This is a genomic window from Streptomyces sp. 6N223 (assembly GCF_052246635.1).
GTDB lineage: Bacteria > Actinomycetota > Actinomycetes > Streptomycetales > Streptomycetaceae > Streptomyces.
In genome coordinates, this window is record NZ_JBQQCA010000002.1 from 13,077 (window position 1) to 27,352 (window position 14,276).

The following is a 14,276-nucleotide window of genomic DNA, read 5'->3' on the forward strand; positions in this document are numbered from 1 at the left end:
GACGGTCACCCTAGAGGGCTGCACTGACATTCGAGTCGGCGTTCGCGTCGGCGTTCCAGATCCAGATCCAGGTTCAGGTCCGGATCCGGGCTGGGGTCCGCGTCCCCGTCCGGCCCTGCCCACTCCACGGCGCCCGTCATCGCCGCCAGCGCCAGCGCCCGCGCCTCGATCACGGCCATCCGCGCCGCCCGCTCGGCCCCGGCGCCGTGCGCCGTCTGGGCCGTGCTCTGCCCCGGCCACTTGCGGTAGAGCAGCCCGGCCGTGCCCGTGAACCAGCCCCGGCTCACGGCGTTCAGCGCCAGCAGCAGCCCGGTGTCCTCCGAGGCGGGTAACGCCATCCACCCGCCGAGCGCCAGCAACAGCTCCCGCCGCACCGCCATCGTCCCCGGGACGACCGGGGGCCGCCCGCCGCCGGCCCTCCACAGCGCCAGCAGCGCGCCCCGCTCGACCGGCCCGGTCGGCGGGTCGTGGGCGTAGCCGGCGGTGGAGCCGTCGGGCAGCCAGTCCAGCGCTCCCGAGGTCACCCAGCCGATGCCCGGCTCGCCGCGCAGCACCGCCACGTCCCGGGCCAGGGCGCCCGGCGTCAGCGCGTCGTCGGCGTCCAGCACCCGCACGTACGCCCCCGCCGCCCGCGCCAGCGCCAGCGTCCTGGCCACCCCAGGGCCGCCCGGACGCCCCTGGCCGAAGCTCACGCGCGGGTCGCCCGCCGTCAGCCGGGCGACCGCCCCGGCCACGGCGTCGGTCGCGCCGTCCTCCTGCAGCACCCACTGCCAGCGCCACCCGTCGGGCAGCTCCTGGCGCCGCAGCGAGGCGTACGCGTCCGGCAGGAAGCGCGCGTACGGGGCGTGCAGGGCCGTCACGACCGAGATGACCCGGCCCCCGTCCCCGGTCACCAGCTCTCCAGCGGCGTGACGAACGTCAGCTCCGTGCGGTCCCCCGGCAGCAGCACGTCCGCGACCTCCACCACCCGCCCGGTGGTGTCCTGGCAGGTCTTGCGCAGCACGATCACGGCCGTGTCCGGGCCCATGCCCAGCATCCGCGCCTCCCCCTCCGTGGGCGGCCGGGCCGCCGTGATCCGCTCCACCACCCGGGCCACCTCGATGCCCACCGTCCGCAGCTGGTGCGACGTGCCGCCGGGCCAGGGCTCGTTCGCCTCGTCGAGCAGCGCCGGGTTGGCGGCGACGTGCTCCCGCACCAGGTAGGAGTGGGAGACGTCGAACGGGGCGTCCTCCCGCTCGTAGCGGGTGCGGTAGACGCGCTCCAGCAGCGGGGTGCCGGGCGGCACGCCGAACGCCGCCGCGAGGTCGTCGTCGGCCGCGCGCTCGCGGTAGGTGGCGCTGAAGACCAGGTCGTCCACGTCGAGTCCGGTGTCCCGCTCGGTGACGCCGGTCCGCTCCCGGACGGGCAGCGGGCGGCAGGCCCGGTCCTTCTCCCACTGGTGGCGCTCGTTGCTCCGCCACACCCGGCGCGTCCCGCGCGTCCCGCGCGTCCCACTCATCCGATGCTCACCTCGCACACCTCGCTGGCCGCGGACGGACGAGAAGGGGCGGACCCGAGTGGGTCCGCCCCTTCTGACGCGGTAGCGGAGGGATTTGAACCCTCGGTGGAGTTGCCCCCACACTCGCTTTCGAGGCGAGCTCCTTAGGCCGCTCGGACACGCTACCGGGGCAAAGCCTAGCAGCCGGCCGGGGCTCAGCGGGCACGGAAGAAGTCGGTCAGCAGCCGGCCGGACTCCTCGGCCAGCACGCCCCCGACGACCTCGGGCCGGTGGTTGAGGCGGCGGTCGCGCAGCACGTCCCACAGGGAGCCGGCGGCGCCCGCCTTCTCGTCGACCGCGCCGTAGACCACGCGGTCGACGCGGGCCAGGACGCTCGCGCCCGCGCACATGGTGCACGGCTCCAGGGTGACGACGAGGGTGCAGCCCTCCAGCCGCCAGTTCCCCAGCTGCTTGGCCGCCTCGCGCAACGCCTGCACCTCGGCGTGGGCGGTGGGGTCGCCCCTCGCCTCGCGCTCGTTGCGTCCGTGACCGAGCAGCACGCCGCCGGGGCCGCCGGGGCCGAGCACCACCGCGCCGACGGGGACGTCGCCCGTGGCACGGGCGGCCTCCGCCTCGGCGAGGGCGCGCCGCATCGCCGGGCGCCACGGATCGCGCAGCGGGTCAGGCGACGGGGCGCGCGGCAGGTCGCGCGGCGGCTCGGTCACGCCCGGCACCCCGAGGGCGGCCCCGGGCGGCCCGGCCGCGAGCGCGACGCCGCGCACGTCACCGCACGGCCTCCAGCACCTCGGAGCAGCCCAGGGCGTCGGCGATCTCGCTGAGGGCGTCGTCCGGCGCGAGCTTCAGCACCGTGTCCGCGTCGATGCCGAGGTCGGCCAGCAGCTGGGAGTCGCCCAGCGGGCCGCGCGGCACCTCGGACGCCAGCTGATCGTCGTCGTCCGCGTCGTCCTCGCCCGGCCCGTCCTCGGTGCCGTCGAGGTCCACGAGCTGGTCCAGTGCGCCCGGGTCCTCCGGCTCGCGGCCCAGCAGCTCGTCGGTCAGCAGGATCTCCCCGTAGGCGCTGCGCATCGCCCGTGCGGCGTCGGAGACGAACACCCGAGGGTCGTCCTCGCCGTCCACCCGGACGATGCCGAACCAGGATCCCTCCTGCTCGATGCAGACGAGAACCGTCTCGTCATCGGGAGACGTCTCGCGGGCCAACTCGGCCAGCTCGTCGAGACTTTCCACGTCATCGAGCTCCGTATCGCTCGCTTCCCAACCTTCATCGGTCCGCGCGAGCAGTGCGGTGAAATACACCGTGTCTCTCCCCACTCGGTTCGGCGTGCCACCTGCATCGTGGCAGAAAAGAAGTGTGCTGTCGGGTAACTCGGCACTGGCACTTCACCAACGGAATGTCCGCGTGTTCTCTTCCCGGCGGCGCGGGCGCGGCACCTCCACATCCCTCCACGTTGTGCTCGTCCCTCACGGGACCACTCTCCACACCCACCACGCCCATGTCCACCGTGATAACTCCCCCACCGGCGGCCTCCGGTGTCAGTGGTGTTCGATACTGTCGAATCCATGCGGACCCACGTCGTCGACCACCCGCTGGTGGCGCACAAGCTGACCACGCTGCGCGACGCGCGCACCGACTCACCGACCTTCCGGCGGCTCGCCGACGAGCTGGTCACCTTGCTGGCGTACGAGGCGACTCGCGACGTCCGCACCGAACTGGTCGACATCACAACACCGGTGGCGGCCACGACGGGTGTTCGACTCTCGCATCCCCGTCCGCTGGTCGTGCCGATCATACGGGCCGGGCTCGGGATGCTGGACGGCATGACCCGCCTTCTGCCCACGGCAGAGGTCGGCTTCCTCGGCATGATCCGCGACGAGGCCACCCTCGAGGCCTCCACGTACGCCAACCGCATGCCGGAGACGCTCGCCGGCCGGCAGGTCTACGTGCTGGATCCCATGCTGGCGACCGGCGGGACGCTGGTGGCCGCCGTCAAGGAGCTGATACGGCGGGGCGCCGAGGACGTCACGGCCATCTGCCTGCTGGCGGCGCCGGAGGGGGTCGAGCGGCTGGAGAGCGAGCTGGCGGGGTCGCCGGTGACGGTGGTGACCGGCGCGCTGGACGAGGGGCTGAACGAGCGGGGTTTCATCGTGCCCGGCCTCGGCGACGCGGGCGACCGGATGTACGGGACGGTGTAGGGGGCCCAGGATCACCCGGACAGGGCCTAGCAGTCGGCCTCGCCGCGCTGCTGGTCTGGGGCGGGGCTGGGGCTGGCGAGCGCCTCCAGCTCGCGGGCCGCGTCGCGGGGGCTGAGCAGCTCCGTGAAGCCCGTGCCGAGGACGAGGTCGACCTCGGCCCGGCCGCCGCTGGGCTTGGGCTCGCCGGTCTCGGCGCCCTTCAGGTGGGTGCCGACGACGGCGACGGCGCCGGACTCGGCCGCGCGCGTGGTGGCCAGCAGCAAGCCGGGCTCCTCGACCTTCCCGTCGAGCCGGGCGGGGGCGTTGGCCACCTCGCCGATGGTGAAGCCGCGCAGGGCCAGCGCGTCGGCGGTGTTCTGGGCGAGGCCCGTGCGGGTGGTGGCGTTGTAGACGTTGACGGTGATGGTCTCGGGCTCGGGGAGGACGGCCGGGAGGTCGGGCCGGTCGGGGTCCTCGGCGGGCGGGCCGCAGGCGCCGGGCCGGGAGGCGCCCGCCTCGGCGCTCGCCGGGCCGGTGCCCTCGTCGTCCTCGGCGGTGAACACGCCGACGAGTTGCAGCGTCCCGTAGCTCAGCAGGCCGACCAGGGCGGCGGCCGCGACGACGAGGAGAAGGTTCCTGCGGCGGCGAGGGCGGGGCCGCATCCTCGGGTAGCGGTTGCCCGTGATGCGGTACTTCCGGCCTCGCATCCCCGGCGGCGTCAGCATGCTCATGGGCGCAGCGTAGCCAGCGCCATGCCGAGTGCCTACCGAATGATCAGCTGAAATGCCGCGCTCGCCCCGAACGGGGCAACGCCGCCGCGCCCGCCGCTCAGTCCAGCTCCAGCACCCGGGCGTGCAGCACCTGCCGCTGCTGGAGCGCGGCCCGCACCGCGCGGTGCAGCCCGTCCTCCAGATACAAGTCCCCCTGCCACTTCACGACGTGGGCGAAGAGGTCGCCGTAGAAGGTGGAGTCCTCGGCCAGCAGGGTCTCCAGGTCGAGCTGCCCCTTGGTGGTGATCAGCTGGTCCAGGCGCACGGGGCGCGGCGCGACGTCTGCCCACTGCCGGGTGTTGTCCCGGCCGTGGTCAGGGTACGGTCGTCCGTTTCCGATGCGCTTGAAGATCACACGGAGAGCCTACCGGGCGGGCCCCTCCGTCCGCAGCCTCGTGCGGCGACCGGAAGGCCGGACAGATCGTCACGGCGCTCAGCTCGGCGCGTGCCACGCGTACGCCCCGATGGTGTGCGCGATCGCCTTCGCGTTGCTCGTGAGGGCGGTGCGGCTGATGTTGTCCAGGTCGTCGCATGCGGCGTGGTAGCAGGGGTCGTACGCCTCGCCCGCCCTGCCGTCCCACAGACTGGCCTCGGTCTCGGTCATCACGCCCTCGGCACCGCTGAAGACGCCGCCGACCGGGATCCCGGCGTCGAGGAAGGGGGCGTAGTCGCTGCGCCCGTCGAGCTCCGCGGGGCGGGTGGCGTGCCCGCGCGAGCCGAGGAAGCCGGCCAGCTCGCGCTCGATGCGGGCCGATCCGGGCGCCTCGCTCTCGGCGGCGTCGCCGTCGTAGACGAACCACCCGGGGTTGGGGGAGCCGATCATGTCGAGGTTGAGGTAGAGCGCGATGTTCTCGCGCTGCCGCCCGGTCAGCCCGGCGACGTAGTGCTCCGAGCCCAGCAGCCCGGACTCCTCGGCCGACCAGAGCGCGAAGCGCACGGCGTTCGGGTGCCCCTCGCCGCCCTCGCCGCCCTCGCCGTCCTCTGCGGCGAGGCGCAGCGCCGTCTCCAGCAGCGCGGCGGCGCCGGAGGCGTTGTCGTTGATGCCGGGGCCCTCGGCGACCGAGTCGAGGTGCGCGCCGGCCATCACCACCGTGTCCCGGTCGCCGCCGGGCGTGGTGGCGAGGACGTTGACGGTGTCGCGGTCCTCGGCGCGCTGCTCCAGGCGGAGCCGCACGGTGCCGCCCGCCTCCGCCAGCGCCCGGCCGTCCTCGCGGGAGACGCCGGCCGTCGGGATGACCCCGGCGTCGGCGTCGCCGAGGGTGCCCGACAGCGCGCCGGGCCCGTCGTTGCTGATCAACGCCGCGACCGCGCCCGCCTCGGCCGCCGCCGCCTGCTTCTCGGCGAAGGTGCACTCGCCGCGCTCGACCAGCGCGATCCGGCCGTCGACGGCGTCCGGGTCGAAGGCGTCCGGCGAGCAGCCGGTGCCGGGCACGGCCGCCAGCTCGGCCGTCAGGCCGTCGGCTGGCGTGCTGGGCGAGTACGTCATCACTCTGACGGGGACCTCGGTTCCGTCCGAACGGGTCAGCCGCTCCGCGAGCGTCTCGCGGTAGGAGAAGGTGAACCGCTGATAGGTGACCTCGTACCCGGCCGCGCGCAGCAGCCGCCCGGCGTAGCGCGCGGACCGTTCGTGGCCGGGGGTGCCCGCGGCGCGGGTGCCGTCGCTGGCGTCGGCGATGCGCTGGAACGCCGAGAGGTGCTGCGCGACGCCCTCGCGGGTCGTCGCCTGGGCGAGCCGCTCCGCCAGCAGCTCGCCCGAGGCATCGGCGTCGGCGGTGTCGGTGTCGGGCGCGGGCGTGGCGGCGGCCAGGGCGGGGAGCACGGCCGCGGCGGCCAGCAGCAGCCGCCAGCGAGAATGAATACGCAACGATGCGATCATGCTACGGACGGTAATGCACCGCCCGCACCGGTCCCCTCAGCCGCCCGCCGGTGTCGCCCGGAATGCCGCGATCAGGCGCTCGGTGCCGAGGCCGCTGATCAGCAGCCGCTCCTTGGCGTTGCTCAGCAGGGACGCGGTCCAGGTCGTGAAGCCGCCGTCGATCAGGGTGATCTCGTCCCCGGCCGGCGTCGCGGCGTGGATCTCGAAGCAGACGCCTGCGTAGTAGCCGCGTCCGTGGGGCCGCTCGTCGTCGAAACCGAAGGCGACGCCCGGATGGGCGGCGGCGAGCGGATCGAGCACGCGCTCCCGCAGCGCGGCGCGGTGGCGGCCCTCGGTGGTGAGGTCGGTGAGGCTCACGCGGACGGCGGTGGCCCGGTGCCCGAGGTCGGCGGCGCGCCCGAGCAGGTCGAGGTGGAGCGCGAGCTGCTCGGTCAGCGCGCGCGTCTCGAAGCGGAACGACCCGGCGTCGCGCCCGGCCGTGCACAGCCCGAACAGCGCGAAGTGGGCCGCCATCGCCGGGCCGTCGAACGCCTGGGCGCGCACCACCCGGTGCGTGGCGCCGAGCCGCACCACCTCGCCGCGAGGGGCGGCGCGGCGGCGCACGGCGCATTCGAGGGCGAGGACGTTGGTGGCGTCGGCGACGACCTCGGTGTTGCGGGCCGTGCTGACCACCTTGTTCTGGTCCACGGTCGCCACCGCCGCGTTGGTGCCGAGCGGGCTGAGCGGGGAGAGGGCCACGCCGGTGACGCCGTGGGCGGCCAGCCGCTCGTGGATCAACGCCTCAAGGCGAGCCAGCTCGCCCGGCGCGGCGAGCGCGGAGGGCGCGGTGAAGCGGTTGCGGGCGTAGGCGTCCAGCAGGCGGCCGGGGGAGACGGCGGCGGCGCGGCGGCGGTAGACCTCGAGCAGCAGGGTCTGGAGGTCGGTGGGCGGCAGGTGCTCGGCCAGCGTTTCGAGCAGGCCGGGAACGCCGGCCTGGCGCAGCACGCGGTCCAGTGCGGTGGTCACTGCCCCAGCCTGGACCGGCGTGCCGCGCCGGCGCATCCGGTTATCGCCTGCGGACGAAGGGTCCCTAGGAGACCGAGACCGAGACGTAGTCCACGAGCAGCGAGGCACCGGGCTGGGTGGCGGCCGTCGGTGTGGACTGGCCGGCGACGCCGTTCGGGAAGGCCCCGCCCATCGCGAGGTTCAGCAGGATGAAGTGGCCGTGATGCGTGGCGCTCTCCCAGGTCGCCGCGTCCATGCCCTCGTCGGCGGAACTGACGGTGTGGGTGAGCTGGCCGTCGCGGTACCAGCGCAGGTACTCGGTCTCGCCGGTGCGGTCGAGCTCGACGGCGTAGTCGTGGATGGCGGTGCGGCAGTCGGTGCACGGCGTGCCCGCGCCCCGGCCGGTGCTCTCGTTGCACGGGCCGCCGGGGTTGACCCCGCAGTGCAGCACGTTCCAGGTCTCGTCGGCGCCGTTGACGTTCTCCATGATGTCGAACTCGCCGATGCCGGGCCAGTTCTGGTAGTTGCCGCGGTACGCCTCCCCGAGGGTCCAGAAAGCCGGCCAGTAGCCGAGCGCGGCCTCGCCGGTGATGTCGGGGAGCTGGAGGCCGGCCTCGATGCGCATCAGCCCGCCGGCCGGGGCGGCGAAGTCGGTGCGCTGGGTCTCGATGCGGGCGGAGGTCCAGGTCTCGCCGTCCTTCAGGGCGGTGATCCGCAGGTGGCCCTCGCCGTCGAGCTGGACGTTGGCCGGGTCGTCGGTGTACGTCTGGACCTCGCCGGTGCCCCAGTTGGCCGGGCCGCCCGGGTAGCTGGTGCCGGTGTCGATGATCCAGTCCTCGCTGGAGGGCAGCGATCCGGCGGCGCCGTCGAAGTCGGTGCGCCAGATCTCCGCGAGCGGGGCCGGTCCCGCGTCCCGTGCGGCCTGAGAGGCCTGAGAGGCCCTCTCCTCCGCCGGCTCCTGGGCGCCCGCCGACGGGAGCGCGACGGCCGCCGAGGCGGCCAGTGCGGCGAGCCCGGCCGCCAGGGCGGGCAGCGGGCGCCGCCGCCCGCGCCGCGTGTGGCGGTGTTTCATGCCCATGACATCTTTGTCCATGATGCAGCCCTCTGTCGTGTGTGGGGGTGGTGAGGGGCGATCTCTGAATATCTCAGAATCTCTGAGCCTCGGAATCCCTTAGTCTGAGAGCGCTCTCAGCCCTGCTGCTGAGAGCGCTCTCAGCGCCGTGCCCCTGCACCTTCCCGCCCTCTGGCGGTACCGTCAAGACCCCGGAACGATCCGGGAGACAAGAGGACTTGCACCGTGCACCCAGCCCCTGCCACCGACCAGCCGACCCTGGAGGCCGTGGCGGCGCACGCCGGCGTGTCCCGCGCCACGGTCTCGCGCGTCGTCAACGGCACTCCGGGCGTGAGTGCCGAGCTGCGCGAGCGGGTCCAGCGCTCGGTGGACGCCCTGGGGTACGTCCCCAACAAGGCGGCGCGCGCCCTCGTCACCCGCCGCACGGGCGCGGTGGCCGTGGTGATCGCGGAGCCGGAGACGCGGGTGTTCAACGACCCGTTCTTCACGCAGCAGCTGCGCGGCATCAGCCGGCAGCTCGCCACGCACGACACGCAGCTCCTGCTGCTGCTCGTGGAGCGCCCGTCCGACTACGCGCGCATCGCCCGCTACCTCTCGGCCCGGCACGTGGACGGCGCGCTGATGTTCTCCCTCCACGACGCCGACCCGCTGCCCGCCTTCGCCAAGGCGGCCGGGGTGCCGACCGTCTTCGGCGGCCGGCCCGGATGGCCCGGCTGGCAGGACGAGCAGGGGCTGCTGTACGTCGACACCGACAACCGCGACGGCGCCCGCCAGGCCGTGGCGTTCCTGCGGGCGCGGGGGCGGGGGCGCATCGCGGTCATCACCGGGCCGCTCGACCAGACCGCGGCGGCCGACCGGCTGGCCGGGTATTGCGACGCGCTGGGCGTCGAGAGCCCCGACCCCGCGCTGCTGGCCCACGGCGACTTCACGCCCGAGAGCGGGGAGCGCGCCATGGCGGAGCTGCTGGACCGCTCGCCGGACCTCGACGCCGTCTTCGCCGGAAACGACCTGATGGCGACGGGCGCGCTGCGCACCCTGCGCGCCCGGGGGCGGCGCGTGCCCGAGGACGTGGCGGTGGTGGGCTACGACGACCTGGAGCCGGCCGGCTGGGCCGATCCGCCGCTGACGACGGTCCGGCAGGACGTGCGGCGGATGGGCGAGCTGATGGCGGGCCTGCTGCTGCGCCGCATGGGCCGGGCCGACGCCGGCACGGCGTCCGGGCCCTCCGGGGCCTCCGGGGCCTCCGGGGCCTCCGGGGCCTCCGGGGGAGGAGAGCCGCTGGCGCCCATCGTGACCCCGCCCGAGCTCGTCATCCGGAAGTCGGTGTGAGGGCGTCCAAGGCCTCGCGCAGGTGGGCCAGGGCGTCGGCGATCCACGGCAGCGCGAGCGGGTCGGGGGCGCTCAGGGCCCGGCGCCGCCGCTCCGCCGTCTCGCCGTAGAGCAGGCTGGTCGCCACCCGGACCCGTGGCGCGGCCGGGTCGTCGCCGAACGCCGCGCCGGGGAGGACGGCCACGCCGTGGCGTTCCAGGAGCGCGGCGGCGAGGGCCGCGCCCCCGCCGTCGGCCGCCGTCAGCTCGGGGTAGAGGTAGAAGCCCGCCTCGGGTGGGCGGCAGGCGGCCCCGGCTGCCGTGAGCTCGGCGTGGACGGCGCGGGCGAGGGCGGCGTGGAGGGCGCGGGAGGCCGCGATGTGGGCCAGGATCTCCGGCGGGTCGTCGAGGACGTGGGCGGCGACCGCCTGCATGGGGGCGGCGAGCGCGGACCAGATCTCGCTGGCCACGCCGGTGACGCGTGCCGTGAGGCGTTCGCCCCACGGGCCCTCGGGCAGGCGGGCGAAGCCGATGCGCCAGCCGCCCAGCGCCAGGGACTTGCTCAGGCCGGTCGTGATCACGGTCCGGTCCGGGAGGTGGGCGGCGGCGCGGGGCGGGGCGGTGCCGTCGTGCACCAGCTCGGCGTAGATCTCGTCGGCGATCAACGCCAGGCCCTCGCGTTCGGCGATGGCGCAGACCGCGCGCACGTGCTCGGCGCGGGCGACGGTGCCGGTCGGGTTGTCCGGGACGGTGAGGATCACGACGCCGGGCTCGGCGCCGGCCGCGCGGGCCTCGCGCAGCGCGGCCGTCAGGCGCTCGGGGTCGGGTACGCCGCCGGCCTCGGCGGGGATGGGGACGGGGATGGTGCGCTTGCCCGCGAGGGCGCTCTGCGCGGCGTAGCTCACCCAGGCGGGGCGGGGCAGCGCCAGGTCGCCGGGGAGGGCGGTGAGCAGCGCGAAGAGCAGCGGCTTGCTGCCCGGCGCGAAGATGACCTGCTCGGGGCGGGTGGGCAGGCCGCGCCGCGCGAACCACCCGGCGGCGGCCTCGCGTGCCCGCGCGGTCCCGGCGACGGGGCCGTAGCCGTTGAGCGGGGCCGCCTGGGCCAGCAGGGCGGCGACGCCCTCGGGCACGGGGAGGCCGGCCTCGCCGAAGCCGAGGTGCAGGACGCGGGCGCCTGCGGCGCGGCGGGCGCGGATCTTTTCGTCCATGGCCAGGGTGGGCGAGGTGGTCGTCGTCATGCGCCGAGCATCTCAGTGCCGTGGCCTGCCGTCCTGGGAGCACCCCCATCGCCCAGCGGAACGACTGCCCGCACCCACACAGGAGCGGGGCGGGCGCCCGTTGCCTGATCGGGCGTGGGGTGTCACGCTGGCCATATCGGTGCAGACCATCTCAAAAGACGCGAGGGGTCCACGATGACCGAGGCACGTGAGCAGGCACAGCGGCGAGAGCAGTGGCACACCACGGATGAGCGGATCGCGCAGCTGGAGGGCCAGGTCGACGCCCTGGTGCAGGCGGTGCACGCCCTGATCGACGGGCTGGAGCCCGAACCCGTCGTGCACACCGAGGAGGACGACCGCGCCGCGCGCGGCGCGCGGCTGGCCCGCGAGCTGCTGCTGACCAAGGGGCTGTGACAGGCGGCCGGGGGCGACGGCGGGCGCGGGGGCGAGGCGCGGATCAGTCTCCCCCGCCACCTCCACCGCCACCGCCGTCGCCTCCCCCGCCACCGCCACCGCCGTCACCCCCGCCGCCGAAGCCGCCGCCGTCACCCCCGCCGCCGTCGCCCGACCAGCCGTCGCCGCTGCCCCCGGGCCCGGAGTCGTAGCTGCCGTGCCCGAGGCCGGTGTGCCAGGACCGCTCCCACGTGCTGGCGAACTCCGTGATGTCCAGCTCCACCTCCGGCAGCTGGCGGCGCCTGCCGAAGCGCACCCGGCCGGTGCCGTCGCCCAGCCCGAAGCAGACCGCGAAGAAGTGCGCCATCACCGCGTCGAGCGGGTCGTCGCTCTCATGCCACACGTGCGCCAGCGGCAGCACCAGCTGCTGCGACCGCGCGGCGCCCGAGGGACGGCCGAGCACGGCGACCGGGTGCCCGTTCCGCGTCAGCCGGGAGGCGGCGTGGTCCCTCCGCCACAGCTCCCAGCGGTCGTACGCGGTCTGTAGCGCCACGGAGCGCCGCGACTTCCGCCCGACGTCCACCACGCCCAGCTGCGCCTGCGCCTCCCCGACGGTCACCGTCAGCCGCTGGTACGTGCGCGGGCCGGCCTGGGTCCCGTACGGCCCGCGCAGCCGGATGGCGGGCGCGCCCGGCCCCCACACGTCGGCCCGCACCAGGCGGCGATCCACGGTGACGGTGACCGGCCCGGCCGGGCCCTGTGCGTAACGCCGGGTGATCCACAGCGGCACGCCCTCCGCCGCCGCGCGCTGCGCGTGGGCCGCGACCGCCTCCGGGCCGCCGCACGTCCTCACCATCAGCTCGCCCAGCCGCTGGGCGAACTCCGCGGCGCGCCGGGTCCGCACGGGCCTCGACGAGCCCGTGATCCGGATCAGCGGCACCACCCCCGTGTCCGCCGGAATCGTCGAAAGGTGGCGCTCGGAGCCGCCCCCGCCCAGCCAGAAGCCGCGCAGGTAGGCGTCGGCCATGGCGGCGGCGTTGAGCTCGCTCAGCGGCATGTTCCGGGAGTCGATCTCCAGCCAGCTCTCCGTCAGCCGGATGTTGGCGACCCGCGGATTCCAGGACCTGTCCTCGAAGATGAACTGCGTCGTCATCCGATCCCCCGTTCCCCGTTCCCCCGTTGAACGCAGTCGTGATCGTGTGTTCATCGTCCCACGGCCTGGGGCAGACGTTTTGTATTCGCGCCGCGAACGTTTGTTTCAAGCCAGGGGGCTGCCGATGACGTCAGACCAGTCAGACCAGTCAGGCCAGGTTGAGAAGACGGGCGAGTTGAGCAAGGCGAGACCCGTCGAGCGAACCGACGTTGACAAGGCCCTGCTGGGCCACGCGACCTACCGCAGCCTCGGCGAGCAGAAGCTGTCGCCCGCCGAGGAGCGCTTCGAGAGGGCCCGCCAGACCACCGGCCTGTGGCTGGCGCCGCTCGTCACCATCGTCTTCCTCTTCCTCCCGCTCGACATGGCCGTGCAGGAGCAGCAGTTGGCCGCCGTGCTGCTCGGCGTCATCGTCCTGTGGGTCACCGAGCCCGTGCCGATCCCGGTCGGCGGCTTGATCGGCGTCGGCGCGGTCGTCGTGCTCGGCGTCGTCCCGGCGGACGAGGCGCTGGCGCCCTTCGGGTCGAGCACCATCTTCACCTTCATCGGGGCGTTCATCCTCGCCCAGTCGATGCTGGCCAGCGGGCTCGCCCGCCGCTTCGCCTTCCGCATCCTCTCGCTGCCGGGCGTGGGCCGCACCACCACCCGCGTCATCGTGACGTTCGGCGGCATCACCTGCGTGCTGTCGGCGTTCGTCTCCAACACCGCGACGGTCGCGATGCTGCTGCCGACGGCGCTCGGAATGCTCGCGGTGATGGCCAAGCTGATGCAGCAACGCGGCGTCGTCGCGGCCGACTTCGACCCGCTGCGGCTGCGTCTTGGCGCGGCGCTGGTGCTGATGCTGGCGTACGGCGCGAGCGTCGGCGGGCTGCTGACGCCGATCGGCTCGCCTCCCAACCTCATCGGCCGTGAGGCGATCGAGAAGGCCACCGAGGAACGGATCTCCTTCCTGGAGTGGACGGCGATGGCGCTGCCGCTCTGCGCGCTGATGTTCGTGGTGCTCGCGGTGATCCTGCTGCTGGTCAACCGGCCCGAGATACGCCACCTGGAGGGCATCGAGGAGTACGTGCGCGGGGAGCGCGCGTCGCTGGGCCGCATGTCGCGCGCGGAGATCAACACCCTGATCGCCTTCGGCGTCACCGTCACGCTGTGGATCACGCCCGGCGTGGTCGCGCTCTTCGCCGGGACCGGCTCCTCGGTCTACGCGACCGTCTCCGACCGCCTCGACGAGGGCGTGGTCGCCGTGCTCGGCGCCTCGCTGCTCTTCATCCTCCCGGTGAACTGGCGCCGCCGCCAGGCCACGCTCAACTGGAGCGACGCCGCCCGCATCGACTGGGGCACGATCATCCTCTTCGGCACCGGCATCATCTTCGGCTCGCTGCTGGAGTCGACCGGGCTGGCGGAGACGATCGGCGAGTCGGCGTCCGACTGGCTGGGCCTGACCGACGCGCTGGCCATCACCGCGTTCGCCGCCGTGCTGGCCGTGCTGGTCTCCGAGACCACGAGCAACACGGCCTCGGCGTCGGTGGTGGTGCCGATCATCCTGCCGATCGCGCTGGCGGCGGATGTCGATCCGGTGCAGGTGGGGCTCGCGGCGACGTTCGCGGCGTCCTTCGGCTTCATGCTGCCGGTGTCCACGCCGCAGAACGCCATCGCCTACGGCTCGGGGCTCGTGCCCATCACCCGGATGATCCGATCGGGCATCAGCTTCGACATCATCGGCGCGATCCTGATCATCCTCTTCCTGCCTGTGATGATCGACATCGTCGGCATCGGCTGACGCCCCACACCGAACGCCCCACGCCGAACGCCCCGCGCCGCAGGCCAGCACCCGCACGGC

The 14,276-nt window shown here is 74.3% G+C and carries 15 protein-coding genes and 1 tRNA gene; 4 read left to right on the plus strand and 12 right to left on the minus strand.

All coding sequences use genetic code 11. The features are described 5' to 3' along the window. Positions 1-5: 5 nt before the first annotated feature. From ACTWQH_RS01755 to ACTWQH_RS01775, 5 genes are all read right to left on the minus strand, one after another. The gene (locus ACTWQH_RS01755) at positions 6-893 is read right to left on the minus strand and encodes a glycosyltransferase (protein ID WP_443284476.1); all 888 of its coding nucleotides are present in this window, start codon (positions 891-893) and stop codon (positions 6-8) included. Beyond that, entirely contained in the window at positions 890-1,498 is a 609-nt protein-coding gene (locus ACTWQH_RS01760) for a UTRA domain-containing protein (protein ID WP_443284477.1), read from the minus strand. The genes ACTWQH_RS01755 and ACTWQH_RS01760 overlap by 4 nt, the downstream gene beginning before the upstream one ends. 79 nt (positions 1,499-1,577) lie before the next feature. Then, positions 1,578-1,664 (minus strand) — tRNA-Ser (locus ACTWQH_RS01765). A gap of 28 nt (positions 1,665-1,692) precedes the next feature. Next, on the minus strand, positions 1,693-2,202 hold the full coding sequence (tadA, locus tag ACTWQH_RS01770; protein WP_443284684.1) for a tRNA adenosine(34) deaminase TadA: 510 nt from the start codon (positions 2,200-2,202) through the stop codon (positions 1,693-1,695). A 58-nt stretch (positions 2,203-2,260) separates the two neighbouring features. Then, the gene (locus tag ACTWQH_RS01775; protein ID WP_443284478.1) at positions 2,261-2,791 is read right to left on the minus strand and encodes a tRNA adenosine deaminase-associated protein; all 531 of its coding nucleotides are present in this window, start codon (positions 2,789-2,791) and stop codon (positions 2,261-2,263) included. A 264-nt stretch (positions 2,792-3,055) separates the two neighbouring features. On the opposite strand from ACTWQH_RS01775, the gene upp reads away from it, so the two are divergent. Continuing rightward, the gene (gene upp / locus ACTWQH_RS01780; RefSeq protein WP_443284479.1) at positions 3,056-3,688 is read left to right on the plus strand and encodes a uracil phosphoribosyltransferase; all 633 of its coding nucleotides are present in this window, start codon (positions 3,056-3,058) and stop codon (positions 3,686-3,688) included. Positions 3,689-3,714: 26 nt separating this feature from the next. Here upp and ACTWQH_RS01785 read toward each other — a convergent pair whose 3' ends face one another. From ACTWQH_RS01785 to ACTWQH_RS01805, 5 genes are all read right to left on the minus strand, one after another. Further along, on the minus strand, positions 3,715-4,398 hold the full coding sequence (locus ACTWQH_RS01785) for a LytR C-terminal domain-containing protein (protein ID WP_443284480.1): 684 nt from the start codon (positions 4,396-4,398) through the stop codon (positions 3,715-3,717). Between the two features lie 97 nt (positions 4,399-4,495). Then, entirely contained in the window at positions 4,496-4,792 is a 297-nt protein-coding gene (locus tag ACTWQH_RS01790) for a type II toxin-antitoxin system VapB family antitoxin (protein ID WP_443284481.1), read from the minus strand. Between the two features lie 78 nt (positions 4,793-4,870). Continuing rightward, positions 4,871-6,313, minus strand: coding sequence for a M28 family peptidase (locus ACTWQH_RS01795; protein ID WP_443284482.1), 1,443 nt, complete (start codon positions 6,311-6,313; stop codon positions 4,871-4,873). 36 nt (positions 6,314-6,349) lie between these two features. Beyond that, positions 6,350-7,318: a hypothetical protein gene (locus ACTWQH_RS01800; protein WP_443284483.1), complete on the minus strand. Its 969-nt coding sequence runs from the start codon at positions 7,316-7,318 to the stop codon at positions 6,350-6,352. Between the two features lie 64 nt (positions 7,319-7,382). After that, positions 7,383-8,375, minus strand: a complete 993-nt coding sequence (locus ACTWQH_RS01805; protein ID WP_443284484.1) for a glycoside hydrolase family 16 protein — start codon at positions 8,373-8,375, stop codon at positions 7,383-7,385. Between the two features lie 219 nt (positions 8,376-8,594). Between ACTWQH_RS01805 and ACTWQH_RS01810 the strand changes: the two genes are divergently transcribed. Continuing rightward, entirely contained in the window at positions 8,595-9,698 is a 1,104-nt protein-coding gene (locus tag ACTWQH_RS01810) for a LacI family DNA-binding transcriptional regulator (RefSeq protein WP_443284485.1), read from the plus strand. Here the strand turns inward: ACTWQH_RS01810 and ACTWQH_RS01815 are convergent. Beyond that, complete coding sequence (locus ACTWQH_RS01815; protein ID WP_443284486.1) at positions 9,679-10,914, minus strand: pyridoxal phosphate-dependent aminotransferase; 1,236 nt, start codon at positions 10,912-10,914, stop codon at positions 9,679-9,681. The genes ACTWQH_RS01810 and ACTWQH_RS01815 overlap by 20 nt on opposite strands. 174 nt (positions 10,915-11,088) lie before the next feature. On the opposite strand from ACTWQH_RS01815, the gene ACTWQH_RS01820 reads away from it, so the two are divergent. Beyond that, positions 11,089-11,307, plus strand: a complete 219-nt coding sequence (locus ACTWQH_RS01820; RefSeq protein ID WP_443284487.1) for a hypothetical protein — start codon at positions 11,089-11,091, stop codon at positions 11,305-11,307. Between the two features lie 43 nt (positions 11,308-11,350). Here ACTWQH_RS01820 and ACTWQH_RS01825 read toward each other — a convergent pair whose 3' ends face one another. Next, on the minus strand, positions 11,351-12,439 hold the full coding sequence (locus ACTWQH_RS01825) for a hypothetical protein (protein WP_443284488.1): 1,089 nt from the start codon (positions 12,437-12,439) through the stop codon (positions 11,351-11,353). 175 nt (positions 12,440-12,614) lie between these two features. On the opposite strand from ACTWQH_RS01825, the gene ACTWQH_RS01830 reads away from it, so the two are divergent. After that, the gene (locus ACTWQH_RS01830) at positions 12,615-14,216 is read left to right on the plus strand and encodes an SLC13 family permease (protein WP_443284489.1); all 1,602 of its coding nucleotides are present in this window, start codon (positions 12,615-12,617) and stop codon (positions 14,214-14,216) included. Positions 14,217-14,276 lie beyond the last annotated feature (60 nt).